Origin of the sequence: Oerskovia enterophila (assembly GCF_044748475.1) — a bacterium.
In the GTDB taxonomy this organism is placed as follows: Bacteria; Actinomycetota; Actinomycetes; order Actinomycetales; family Cellulomonadaceae; genus Oerskovia; species Oerskovia enterophila.
Genome location: NZ_JBIVFZ010000007.1, coordinates 127602 through 139344, shown reverse-complemented (window position 1 = coordinate 139344; position 11743 = coordinate 127602). Strand labels below are relative to the sequence as shown.

10 protein-coding genes are annotated in these 11743 nt (G+C 72.9%); 2 read left to right on the top strand and 8 right to left on the bottom strand.

What is annotated here, in order from left to right; genetic code table 11:
• Entirely contained in the window at nt 1-333 is a 333-nt protein-coding gene (locus ACIPWA_RS19190; protein ID WP_400292203.1) for a primosomal protein, read from the bottom strand.
• Between the two features lie 112 nt (nt 334-445).
• Between ACIPWA_RS19190 and ACIPWA_RS19185 the strand changes: the two genes are divergently transcribed.
• Nucleotides 446-676, top strand: a complete 231-nt coding sequence (locus ACIPWA_RS19185; protein ID WP_056646951.1) for a DUF5703 family protein — start codon at nt 446-448, stop codon at nt 674-676.
• Nucleotides 677-733: 57 nt separating this feature from the next.
• On the opposite strand, the gene ACIPWA_RS19180 is transcribed toward ACIPWA_RS19185, so the two are convergent.
• The 6 genes from ACIPWA_RS19180 to ACIPWA_RS19155 all read right to left on the bottom strand — a co-directional run bounded on the left by ACIPWA_RS19180 (nt 734) and on the right by ACIPWA_RS19155 (nt 9594).
• The gene (locus tag ACIPWA_RS19180) at nt 734-2077 is read right to left on the bottom strand and encodes a M20/M25/M40 family metallo-hydrolase (RefSeq protein ID WP_400292200.1); all 1344 of its coding nucleotides are present in this window, start codon (nt 2075-2077) and stop codon (nt 734-736) included.
• A gap of 93 nt (nt 2078-2170) precedes the next feature.
• Entirely contained in the window at nt 2171-3892 is a 1722-nt protein-coding gene (locus ACIPWA_RS19175) for a multicopper oxidase family protein (protein ID WP_400292199.1), read from the bottom strand.
• A 210-nt stretch (nt 3893-4102) separates the two neighbouring features.
• Nucleotides 4103-6190 carry a M3 family metallopeptidase gene (locus ACIPWA_RS19170; RefSeq protein ID WP_056764891.1) on the bottom strand — a complete coding sequence of 696 codons (2088 nt, stop codon included), beginning with the start codon at nt 6188-6190 and terminating at the stop codon, nt 4103-4105.
• A 96-nt stretch (nt 6191-6286) separates the two neighbouring features.
• Nucleotides 6287-6931, bottom strand: coding sequence for a GNAT family N-acetyltransferase (locus ACIPWA_RS19165; protein WP_400292196.1), 645 nt, complete (start codon nt 6929-6931; stop codon nt 6287-6289).
• 125 nt (nt 6932-7056) lie between these two features.
• A complete protein-coding gene (ald, locus tag ACIPWA_RS19160) occupies nt 7057-8172 on the bottom strand; it encodes an alanine dehydrogenase (protein ID WP_400292194.1) in 1116 nt (371 codons plus the stop codon).
• 213 nt (nt 8173-8385) lie between these two features.
• On the bottom strand, nt 8386-9594 hold the full coding sequence (locus ACIPWA_RS19155) for an RtcB family protein (protein ID WP_400292193.1): 1209 nt from the start codon (nt 9592-9594) through the stop codon (nt 8386-8388).
• Nucleotides 9595-9688: 94 nt separating this feature from the next.
• On the opposite strand from ACIPWA_RS19155, the gene ACIPWA_RS19150 reads away from it, so the two are divergent.
• Nucleotides 9689-10171 carry a YdeI/OmpD-associated family protein gene (locus tag ACIPWA_RS19150; protein ID WP_400292191.1) on the top strand — a complete coding sequence of 161 codons (483 nt, stop codon included), beginning with the start codon at nt 9689-9691 and terminating at the stop codon, nt 10169-10171.
• A gap of 74 nt (nt 10172-10245) precedes the next feature.
• Here ACIPWA_RS19150 and ACIPWA_RS19145 read toward each other — a convergent pair whose 3' ends face one another.
• On the bottom strand, nt 10246-11505 hold the full coding sequence (locus tag ACIPWA_RS19145; RefSeq protein WP_400292240.1) for an AI-2E family transporter: 1260 nt from the start codon (nt 11503-11505) through the stop codon (nt 10246-10248).
• Nucleotides 11506-11743: the final 238 nt, after the last annotated feature.

The window sequence follows — 11743 nt, the reverse complement described above, 5'->3', positions numbered from 1 at the left end:
TCAGCGGCTGACCCCGTCGGTCAGGTCGACCTGGTCGAGCTCCTCGTCCTGGTCGTCGAAGTCCTGCTCGCCGTCCTCGTCACCCTCGTCGTCCTCGTCGTCTCCGTCGTCTTCACCATCGTCCTCGTCGTCGTCCTCGGCGAGGTAGAACGGGGTGGCCTCGCCGTGCACCTGGGCGAGTGCCTCGTCGTACACCTCGTAGGCGTCGGCGAGCACGTAGTAGGCGTCGTCGACCGCCGGGTCGTCCTCGCCACGGCGAGCGGCGACCGCGGTGTAGTGGGCCTCGAGGGCCGCGATGAATCGATCGAGAGCGGCGCGCGGGTCAGCGGTCATACCCTGACGGTAGACCTGAGCGAGGCACAATGGCACTCGGAATCCCTCGGCGGGAGGGTGAGGTACGGCTCACCGCTCCCCCGGCTCGGAACGAACGCGTGGACGGTGACGGATGACGAGCACGACCCCTCGGCAGCGGACCGGCTGGGCCGAGAACGGCGGCCAGTACGAGTACCGGGTGCTCACGATCGACCGGTCGGTGAGCCGCCACGACGCGGTCCGCCTCCTGACCGACGAGGCCGAGCACGGGCACTGGGAGCTCGAGCGCACGCGCCTGTACGTGGGCGGTGAGCGGCGCGTGTGGCTGCGCCGCAAGATCATCCGGGTGCGCTCGACCCTCTGAGACTCCCGACCGGCCGCCCCTGCCCGCCGGGCTCGCCGACGGGCAGGGATCGTCGCCTCAGCAGGTCCGCAGCAGGCGGTCCAGGACGCGCACGCCGAACTTCAGGGACGCGACGGGCACGCGCTCGTCGACCCCGTGGAACATGCCCGAGAAGTCCAGGTCCGCGGGGAGCTGGAGCGGGGCGAACCCGTAGCCCGTGATGCCGAGCCGCGCGAGCGACTTGTTGTCCGTCCCGCCCGAGAGCGTGTACGGCAGGACCGTGGCACCCGGGTCCTCGGCGTGCAGCGACGCGATCATGGCGTCGACCAGGTCGCCCTCGAAGGGCACCTCGAGCGAGATGTCGCGGTGGATGGGCTCGATCCGCACGTGCTCGCCCACGAGCCCCTCGATGACCGCGAAGCCCTCGTCCTCGTGGCCCGGCAGCAGGCGCGCGTCGATCGCGGCCTCGGCGCGCCCGGGGATGACGTTGGCCTTGTAGCCGGCACCGAGCTGAGTGGGGTTGGACGTGTGGCGGACGGTCGCGCCGACGAACCGCGCGGCCGGGCCGAGGGCCGCGACGAGCGCGTCGATGCTCGCCTCGTCGCGGGGGTCGTAGGGCAGGTCGGTCAGCTCGGCCACACCGCGCAGCAGCGCGTCGACCGTGGGCGTGATGGTGTACGGCCACTGGTAGGCGCCGATCCGCGCGACCGCGGCCGCGAGGTGCGTCACGGCGTTGTCGGCGTTGACCTGCGAGCCGTGCCCGGCGCGTCCCTCGGCGACGAGCCGGAGCCAGGCGATGCCCTTCTCGGCGGTCTGGAGCAGGTAGGCGCGCTTGCCGTCGATGTCGACCGAGAAGCCGCCGACCTCGCTGATGGCCTCGGTCGCGCCCTCGAAGATCTCGGGGCGGTGGTCCACGGCCCAGCTCGCGCCGTACGTGCCGCCGGCCTCCTCGTCGGCGAAGAACGCCACGACGACGTCGCGCGCGGGCTTGCGTCCCTCACGGACCATCTGGCGCACGACCGCGAGGATCATCGCGTCCATGTCCTTCATGTCGACCGCACCCCGCCCCCACAGCAGCCCGTCCTTCTCCTCGCCCGCGAACGGGTCGACCGACCAGTCGGAGGCCTGGGCGGGCACGACGTCGAGGTGCCCGTGCAGGACGAGCGCGGGTCGCGTGGGGTCCTGACCCGGCAGGCGCACGACGACGCTCGCACGCCCCGGCGCGGACTCGAACAGCTCGGGGCTCAGCCCGACCTCGTGGAGCGAGGCCATGACGTACTCGGCCGCGGCCCGCTCGCCCGGGCCGGACCCGTCCCCGAAGTTCGACGTGTCGATGCGCAGCAGGTCCTGGCAGATGCGCGCGACCTCCTCCTCGGCGGTCGGGTGGGCCGGGGGGTTCGCGGAGTGGGCGTGGCTCGTCATGGCCACACCGTACCCGGTGGGTTCGCCGCCCTCGAAGCGTTCTCGAGGTGTCTCGCCCCGCGAACGCACGAGCGCCCGGGATGTGGTCAGACCTCAGCCGTGGTGTCCCTCACCGGTGAGCGGCGAGCGCCGCGGACCGGTCCCGCCGCGCGGCGCATCGTCGGACGCGGACGCGTGACCGCCCTCGTGCCCGACGTCGTCGCTCACCCCGGGCAGCACGTCGCCCGGGGCGGGACGCCCCGCCGTACCGGGGGCTGCCGCCGGGTCGACGACCACGAACTGCCCCATCATCCCCTGGTCCTCGTGGCGGAGCAGGTGGCAGTGGAACATGTAGGGGTGCTCGGCGTCGGGCGTGGTGCCGAACGTGACCAGGAGCCGGGTGATCCTGCCGGGACGGACGTAGACGGTGTCCTGCCACCCGTCGAGCTCGAGGGGCGGCGCCTCGCCCGAGACGTCGAGCACCTGGAACTGGGCGTCGTGGACGTGGAAGTTGTGCGGCGAGTCGTCGAGGCTCGTGACCTCCCAGACCTCGGTCGCGCCGGCGTCGACGACCTCGTCGATCCGGCGCAGGTCCATGTCCTGGCCGTTGATCGAGGTGCCCGATAGCTCGAAGCGGCGCGTGACGCTCGCGCTCGCCGCATCGGCGGCAGGAAGGCTCGCGAGGCGCGCGGGCACGGGCTCCGAGGGCGTGAGCCGGTCGGCCGCGCGCAGCTCGAGCACGTCGAGGGTGTCGTCGCCGCCCGCGAAGCGCGCGGTGAAGGCGTTCGCGCCGAGCTCCTGCGGGAAGCTGCGCAGCACGGGCCGTTCACCGGGGGCCAGACCGACGACGATCTCGGCCCGGTCGCCCGGCGAGAGCTGGAGGCGGTCGGTCGTGACGGGCGCGTCGAGCAGGCCGCCGTCCGAGCCGACCACCTGGAACGCGCGGCCGTCGTCGAACCCGAAGTCGTAGACGCGCGCGTTGGACCCGTTGAGCAGGCGCAGCCGGACCTGCTCGGTCGTGACGTCGAGGTAGGGGTTCGCCGTCCCGTTGACCAGGACCACCGCGCCGCGCACGCCCGTGCTCGACAGGAAGGGGTCGGCGTCGTCGAGCCTGCCGTCGGGGTGGAACTTCTTGTCCTGGACCACGAGGGGCACGTCGTCGACCCCGTACTCGTGCGGCAGGGCGTCCTGGACCGCGGCCTCGGGCGAACCCGCGGGCTCGTCGAGCAGGAACAGGCCGGCCAGGCCACGGTAGACGTGGTCGGCCGTGCGTCCGTGCAGGTGCGGGTGGTACCAGAGCGTCGCCGCGGGCTGGGCGATCGTCCACGTCGGGGACCACGTCTGCCCGGGGTCGACCTGCTGGTGCGGCCCGCCGTCCATGACCGCGGGCAGCTTCATGCCGTGCCAGTGCAGCGTGCTCGTCTCGGACATCGAGTTCGTCACGTCGATGCGGACCTGCTCGCCGCGGGTCGCGCGCAGCGTCGGCCCCAGGAACGTCCCGTCGACACCGAGCGTCGGGGTGAGCCCGCCCTGCCCCAGGTCGGTCTCGCCCTCCTGCAGGTCGAGCGAGAACACGCGGACCCCGTCCTCGAGGCTCGACCCGGCGAGCGGCGGGATCGCGAGCGGGCGCGTGAACTCGACCTCGCCCGCGGTCGAGGTCGCACCCCGGGAGAACGCGAGCGCGACGCCCGCGGCGATCCCGCCGACGACGAGGGCGACGAGCGCCACCACGACGACGACCCAGCGGCGCCGACGGCGAGGCACGGGCCGGGTGGGCCCGGCGCCCTCCGCGGGGGTCGCGGGGGTGGCGGCGTCGTCGTCGGGCAGGACGGGCATGTCGGTCGCAGGGCTCCCAGTCAGGTCGGTGCGGACGGCGCCGCTGCCGGCGGGCCGCCGGGGCGGATCGCTTCCAGGCTAGGGAGGGCACGCCGTCGGGCACATCGGGGGTCTCCCCCACCCCTGCCCTGAACCGACCCTGGCTCGCTCCGGGCGCCCGGGCGCCGAGGTGGACCCGTGCGTGGGTCCACCTCGGCGCAGCGAGGACGACTACGCGTCGAGCCCGCGACGCGTCAGGAGCGGGGCGATCTCCGGGTCGCGGCCGCGCAGGTCCGCGAACGCGACCATGGGGTCGACCGAGCCGCCGCGCGCGAGCAGCTTCTTGCGGAACGCGTCGCCGTTGGCCCGGTTCAGGCCGCCGTTCTCCTCGAACCAGGTCACGGTGTCGGCGTCGAGCACCTCGGACCAGATGTAGGAGTAGTAGCCGGCCGAGTAGCCGCCGCCGAACACGTGGTTGAAGTACGTCGTGCGGTAGCGGGGCGGCACGGGCGCGAACCCGACGCCGGCCGCGTCGAGCGCCGCGGCCTCGAAGGGCAGGACCTCGTCGACGCTCGTGGGGACCTGCTCGGGGGCGAGCTGGTGCCAGGCCTGGTCCAGCAGCGCGGCCGCGAGGTACTCGGTCGTCCCGAAGCCCTCGTTGAACAGGCGCGACGCCAGCATGGTCTCCACCCACGCGGCAGGCATGGGCTCGCCCGTGACGTGGTGGACCGCGTAGGACGTGAGGATCGTGGGCTCCCAGGCCCACATCTCGTTGACCTGCGAGGGGTACTCGACGAAGTCGCGCGGCACCTCGGTGCCCGACTGCGACGGGTAGCGCACGTCCGAGAACAGCCCGTGCAGCGCGTGGCCGAACTCGTGGAAGAGCGTGATGACCTCGTCCCACACGAGCAGCGTGGGCTCGCCCGCCGGGGGCTTGACGATGTTGAGGTTGTTCACGACGACGGGCGGCTGGTCGAGCAGGTGGTTCTGGTCGACCAGGTTGTTCATCCACGCGCCGCCACGCTTGGACTCGCGCGTGTAGAAGTCCGCCAGGAACAGCCCGAGCCCCTGGTCCTGCTCGCCGACCGGGCCGTCGAAGACCTCGAACACGCGGACGTCGGGGTGGTAGCCCACCAGGTCGGAGCGCTCGGCGAACGAGATGCCGTAGAGCAGGTTCGCGGCCTTGAACACGCCGTCGGTCACGACGCGGTCGAGCTCGAGGTAGGGACGCAGCGCGGCGTCGTCGAGCGAGTAGCGCTCCTTGCGGACCTGCTCGGCGAGGTAGGCCCAGTCGGACGCGCGCAGCTCGGCGTCGTCCCCCGCCTCGCGGGCGAGCGCGACCTCGAGGTCGCCGGCCTCGCGGCGCGCGTTGGCGACCGCGGCCGGGGCCAGTCGCGAGAGCATCGCGTTGACGGCGCCGGTCGTCTTGGCCGTGGCGTCCTCGGCGATGTACGCCGCGTGGTGGTCGTAACCGAGGAGGCGGGCGTGCTCGGCGCGCAGGCGTGCGAGGTCGATCACGATCTGGCGGGTGTCGTTGTCGTCGCCCGTCGCGCCGCGCGTCATGGACGCCTGCTGGACGCGCTCCCGGGTCTCGCGGCGCGCGAGCGACGCGATGACGCCCTGCTGCGTGGGCAGCTGCATCTCGAGGAGGTACTTGCCCTCGTGCCCGCGGGTCGCGGCCGCTGCGGCCGCCGCGGCGATCGCGTCCTCGGGCAGGCCCTCGAGCTCGGCTGCGTCGTCGACCAGGACGCTCGCGGCGTTGGCGCCCGCGAGCAGCTTGCGGCCGAACGCGGCCTCGAGCGAGGTCAGCTTCCCGTTGAGGTCGCGCAGGCGGTCCTGGTCCGCGGCGTCGAGCTCGATGCCCGAGCGGCGGAAGTCGACGAGCAGCGTGTGCAGGAGCCAGGCCGTGTCGGCCTCGAGCGTGAGGTCGCCCGCGTCGACGGCGTCCTGGAGCGCACGGACGCGTGCGTACAGGCGGGCGTCCATGTAGATCGCGTCGTGGTGCGCCGAGAGCTCGGGAGCGATGGTCTCCTCGATGTCCTCGAGTCCCGGCGTCGAGTCGGAGCTCGCGACGTTGTAGAAGACCGTGACCGCACGGGTCAGGAGCCGGCCCGCGGACTCGAGGGCCTCGAGCGTGTTGGCGACCGTGGGCGCCTCGGGGTTGGTGACGATCTCCTCGATCTCCGCGCGCTCGGCGTCCATGCCGGCGCGCAGAGCGGGGAGGTAGTGCTCCTCGCGGATCGTCGTGAAGTCGGGGAGCTGGTACGGGAGGGTGGACGCCGCGGCGAAGGGGTTGGCCGGGTCGAGGGTGCTCGTCATGCGTCCTATCTTCGCCCGACGCGCGCCGTGGTCACGACACCCTTCCCGGCGTGGTCGCCCTCGACCGTGCGCCGACCGTCCGCCCGGACCCGCTCGTCACGCCCGTGGCGCCGGCTCCCCCGCACCCGCGTCCGCCCCCACGCGGTCCCCTGCCTCGGCGGACGGCCACGGCTCGACCGGCTCGCGCGGGTCGCCGGCGAGGAGGGTGCCGATCCACGCGTCGCGGCGCACGCCCCGCTGGACGCCGAAGCCCCGCACGGTCCCCTCGACGCGGAACCCGAGCCGCCACGCGACGCGACGCGAGGCCCAGTTGCCCGTGAACGCGGTCCAGACCAAGCGCGCGAGCCCGAGCCCCTCGTCGTCGAACGCCCAGGCGGTCACGATCCGCCCGGCCTCCGTCATGAGTCCCTCGCCGCGCGCCTCAGGTGCGAGCCAGTACCCGATCTCGGCCGACCTCTCGGGGGTGGGCGAGGTGTCCATCGCGAGCCCCACCATGCCGAGGACCGGCCCCTCGGGGGCATCTGGTCGGCGGACCGCCCACGTGTTCCCACGGCCGGTGCGCCACGACTCGGGCACGACCTCCTCGATGAACGCCGCCGCGTCCGCCCGCGTGTACGGGCTGGGCACGGTGGTCCAGGCGGCGATCTCCGCGCCCTGGCAGAGCTCGGTGATGCGGTCCACGTCCGCGGCGGTGGGCATCGCGAGGTGGACGTGCTCGTTGGACAGGACGAAAGGCTCCATCCGGACAGCATGCCACTCGGCGTCCGGGGCCGACAGGGCCTTGTCCGCCCGGGCGACCGGGGCCCCGGCGGGCCACGCGGCACGGCTGGTCCTCGCGCCGCTCCGCTGCGCCCCTGACGCCCAGGTCACTCCCCCAGGACGTCCTCGGTGCGCGTCCAGGGCAGGCCGAGCGCCGCGCCCACCTGCTCGTTGACCAGGGTCCCGGTCACGGTCGACAGCCCGTTGCGCAGCAACGGGACCGTCCGCAGCGCTCGCGTCCCGCCGTCGGCGAGGAGCGCGAGGTAGGGCAGCGTCGCGCTCGTCAGGGCGTGCGTGCTGGTCACGGGGACCGCGCCCGGCATGTTCGCGACGCAGTAGAACGTCGAGCCGTGCACCTGGAACGTGGGGTCGTCGTGGGTCGTGGACCGGGTGTCCTCGAAGCAGCCGCCCTGGTCGACCGCGATGTCGACGAGGACCGACCCCGGCCGCATGCGCGCCACGAGGTCGTTCGTCACGAGCCGCGGCGCCCGGGCCCCCGCGACGAGGACCGCGCCGATCACGAGGTCGGCCCCGAGCACCTCCTGCTCGATCGCGTACGCGCTCGACGCCACGGTCCGCACGTGGCCCGCGAACTCCTGGTCGAGCGCTCGCAGGACGGGCAGCGACAGGTCGAGGATCGTGACCTCGGCGCGCATCCCGACCGCGATCTCGGCCGCGTGCCGGCCGGCGGTCCCGCCGCCGAGGATCACGACCCGCCCCGGCCTGCTCCCGGGCACGCCACCGAGCAGCACGCCCGAGCCGCCCGCGGGACGCATCAGGTGATAGGCCCCGACCTGCGTCGCCATGCGCCCGGCCACCTCACTCATGGGCGCGAGCAGCGGGAGCGTGCCGTCGGGCGCCTGGGCGGTCTCGTAGGCGACCGCGGTCGTCCCCGCGTCGAGCAGCGCAGCCGTGCCGAGGGGGTCGGCGGCCAGGTGCAGGTACGCGAAGAGCAGCAGGTCGTCGCGCAGGAGCGGGTACTCGCTGGGTACGGGCTCCTTGACCTTGCACACGAGCTCGGCGCGCCCCCAGACCTCCTCGGCCGTGCTCACCAGGCGCGCGCCGGCGCCCGCGAACTCCTCGTCGGAGATGGCCGACCCTCGCCCCGCCCCGGCCTGGACCAGGACCTCGTGCCCCGCGGCGACCAGGTGATGGGCGCCCGCAGGGGTGAGCGCGACGCGGAACTCGTTGTTCTTGACCTCGGCTGGAATCCCGATCCTCATGCCGTCAGCGTGTCGCGTGCCGGCCGATCACGCGCGCCGAGCGCCCGGGGGCGTGGCATCGCGTGGGGCACCGCGTCCCGCCGTCCCCTGCCGGCCCGACGGCGGAGCGCACCGTCGCGGGGAAGGTGCGCTCCGCCGTCGGGCCGGGCTGGGGACGGCCCCAGCCCGGCCCCTGGGCAAGGACGCCCCGGTGCGCGACGACCCGCGAGCCGGTCAGTCGCCCTTGACGTTGACGATCTGCCGCAGCGTGTGACGCACCTCGACGAGGTCCGCCGCGTCCTGCATGACACGGTCGATCGACTTGTACGCCGCCGGGATCTCGTCGATGAACGCGTCGGTGTCGCGGTACTCGATGCCCGCCATGGCCTCGCGCAGCTGCTCGTGCGTGAAGGTCTTGCGCGCCTTGCTCCGCGAGTACTCCCGTCCCGCGCCGTGCGGCGCGGAGTCGAGCGCGAGCGGGTTCCCCTTGCCCACGACGACGTACGACGCGGTGCCCATGGACCCCGGGATGAGCCCCGGGTCCCCCTCGCGGGCACGGATGGCCCCCTTGCGGGAGACCCACACGTCCTTGTTGAAGTGGTGCTCGCGCTCGGTGAAGTTGTGGTGGCAGTTGATGCGCTCGGCCTCCTCGACCGGGGCGAGCCCCGACCAGGCATCGAACGCGGCCACGACGCGGTCCATCATCTCCTCACGGTTGAGCAGCGCGAAGTGCTGGGCCCACCGCAGCTCGCGGACGTACGCCCAGAACTCGTCGGTGCCCTCGACGAGGTACGCGAGGTCCTTGTCCGGCAGGTCGATCCAGTACCGGGTCATGAGCTCGCGCGCGACCGCGATGTGGTGCTGCGCGATCTTGTTGCCGACCCCGCGCGACCCCGAGTGCAGGAAGAACCAGACCCGGTCCTCCTCGTCGAGGCTGACCTCGATGAAGTGGTTCCCGGAACCCAGCGACCCGAGCTGCAGGCGCCAGCTCCCCGCGTACCGTGCGGGATCGAAGCCCGCCTTGTCCGCGAGCGCCTCGAGCTCGGCCACGCGCGCCTCGGCCATCTCGGTCAGGCGCTGGTTGTAGGAGCCGGCGCTCGTGGGCACTGCCTTCTCGATCGCGAGCCGCAGGTCGCGCAGCGCGGGCCCGGCGACGTCGCCGGCCGTGTACTGGGTCCGGACCGCGACCATGCCGCACCCGATGTCGACGCCGACCGCGGCGGGGATGATCGAGCGCAGCGTGGGGATGACCGAGCCGACGGTCGCGCCCAGGCCCAGGTGGGCGTCGGGCATGAGGGCCAGGTGCGGGTAGACGAACGGCATGGTCGAGGTGCGCTCGGCCTGCTCGCGGGCGCCGTCGTCGAGGATCGAGGCCCAGCTCCAGAGGGTCGTGGTCAGGCGGGTCGCCGCGTTCTTCGCGGTCGCCCGGGTGTTCGTGCTCATGGCGAGAACAGTGGCAGGTCGCCGCGAACGGCGGCGACTGATTTGCGCGACGAGTCCGGGTGCCGTGGCCGCACGGCGGGGCTAGCGTCGGAGCGTGCCCACCTGGACGAACCCCGGCCTGCTCGAGTTCGACGCCGTCATCACCCGGTCCTCCGAGCGCGGCGCGGGGTCGTTCGTCGCGTTCCCGGGCGACGTCTCGGAGCTGTTCGGGACCAGGGGGCGTGTCCCGGTCGTGACGACGATCGACGGCGTCCCGTACCGCGGCTCGCTGGTCACGTACGGCGGACCGCACCTGCTGGGCGTCCTCAAGGCGGTCCAGGAGCAGATCGGCAAGGGGCCGGGCGACACCGTGCACGTGCGCCTCGAGCTCGACGACGCGCCCCGCGTGGTCGCCCTGGCCCCCGACGTCGAGGCCGCCCTCGCGGCCGGCGGCGTGCTCGACGCGTTCCGGGCGATGTCGTACTCGCACCAGCGCGAGTACGCGGCGTGGGTCGAGGACGCCAAGCGCCCCGCGACGCGGGTGTCGCGCATCGACCGGACGGTCGAGCGGGTGCGGGCGGGGCTCCGCCTCAAGTAGGCGGGCTGTCCGCACGGGGTGGGCTGCGTCGTCGGGCTGGGCTTCCTGGTCGCTGCCCGACGACGGCACGCACCTCAGGCGTCGGCCGTCGCCTCCTTGTCGTTGGCGCTCCCTCCGTTCGAGGAGCGCTCACGCCCGGACAGGGCGATCTCCTTGGCCGTGGGGATCTCGTCCTCCATGGGCGGGTCCTTGCGGCGCAGCTTGCTGAAGACCGCCCAGGCGACCGCGACGAGAGGGACCGAGACCACGGCGCCCAGGATGCCCGCGATGAACGTTCCCGACGTGACCGCGAGCGCGACCACGACAGGGTGCAGCGAGACCTGTTTGCCCATGACGAGCGGCTGGAGGATGTGGCCCTCGAACTGACCGATGAGCGCGATGAAGATACCCACGAGGGCCGCGTTCACGACCCCGTTCGCCGCCAGCGCGACGACCATGGCGATGACCATGGCCGCGGGCGCACCGATGAGCGGGATGAACGCGCCGATGAACACCAGGACCGCGAGCGGCGCCGCGAGGGGGACCCCCAGCACGACGAGCACTATCGCGGCGAGGATCCCGTCCGCGAGCGCGATGATGACCGTCCCGCGGGCGTATCCCGAGAACGTGTACCAGCCCGCCCCGCCGGCCACGGTCCACGTCTCGCGCGACCGCGCGGGGAGCTGGTTGAGGAACCAGGTCCACATGTCCTTGCCCCGGGCCAGGAAGAAGATGGTGCAGAAGATCGCGAGCGCGAGGACCGCGAAGGCCTCGAACACCGAGCCCGCACTCGCCGCGGCCTGGCTCGCGATGTCACCGCCGTGCTCGGTGATCCACTTGCGGCCGTTCTCGATCCAGGTGTCGACGTCGTCGGCCGTGATCGTCACGGGCAGCGGGCCGTGCTCCAGGAAGTCGAAGATCTTCTCGATGCCGGTGTTGAACTGGCCGGCCAGCTTGTCCCACTGTCCCGCGACCGAGGTGATGACGTAGGTCAGCAGGCCTCCCAGCACCAGGAACGCCGAGAGCAGCGCGAGAGCGGTGGCGAGCCCGCGCGGCATGATCTTCGCGTACCAGTCGGTCACCGGGCGCAGGACCGAGGTGATGACCAGGGCCAGGAAGACCGCGATGAACACGATCTGCACCTGGGCGGTCGCGTAGAAGATCACGCCGATGCCCGCGATCAGCAGCAGGAGCCGCCAGGACCACCCCGCGCTCGTGCGCAGCCAGGCCGGGACGGTGTCGTCGTAGCCGACGACCGACGGGTTCCGCCGTGCTCCCGCGACCTTGCGCGCCGCGGGACTGGCGCCGGCCAGGTGCTTGACCGAGGCCGAAGGACGATCACCCCCGCTCCCCACGCTCGACGACGAGGCGCCGTCCTGTCGTGCGTCCTTGTCCTCGGCCACGAGCACCCCATCCCACTGACGATCCGGTTGGTGAAACCAGCCCTGACCTGCACCGACCGGTGCGCGGGGACCAGGGCCGCTCCCCAGTCTGCCCCACGGACCCGATGCACGCTTGGTGCCCGAAACGTGTTATGTTTTTCCCCGCAAGGCCCCCGGCGGGAACGCCGGGACCTGACACCTGTCCGGGTGG

Excerpts from the sequence above, each read along its gene's own strand:
- ald (WP_400292194.1), bottom strand. The coding sequence starts at position 8,172 with ATGAGGATCGGGATTCCAGCCGAGGTCAAGAACAACGAGTTCCGCGTC.
- ACIPWA_RS19155 (WP_400292193.1), bottom strand. The coding sequence starts at position 9,594 with ATGAGCACGAACACCCGGGCGACCGCGAAGAACGCGGCGACCCGCCTG.
- ACIPWA_RS19185 (WP_056646951.1), top strand. The coding sequence starts at position 446 with ATGACGAGCACGACCCCTCGGCAGCGGACCGGCTGGGCCGAGAACGGC.
- ACIPWA_RS19170 (WP_056764891.1), bottom strand. The coding sequence starts at position 6,190 with ATGACGAGCACCCTCGACCCGGCCAACCCCTTCGCCGCGGCGTCCACC.
- ACIPWA_RS19190 (WP_400292203.1), bottom strand. The coding sequence starts at position 333 with ATGACCGCTGACCCGCGCGCCGCTCTCGATCGATTCATCGCGGCCCTC.
- ACIPWA_RS19165 (WP_400292196.1), bottom strand. The coding sequence starts at position 6,931 with ATGGAGCCTTTCGTCCTGTCCAACGAGCACGTCCACCTCGCGATGCCC.
- ACIPWA_RS19175 (WP_400292199.1), bottom strand. The coding sequence starts at position 3,892 with ATGCCCGTCCTGCCCGACGACGACGCCGCCACCCCCGCGACCCCCGCG.
- ACIPWA_RS19180 (WP_400292200.1), bottom strand. The coding sequence starts at position 2,077 with ATGACGAGCCACGCCCACTCCGCGAACCCCCCGGCCCACCCGACCGCC.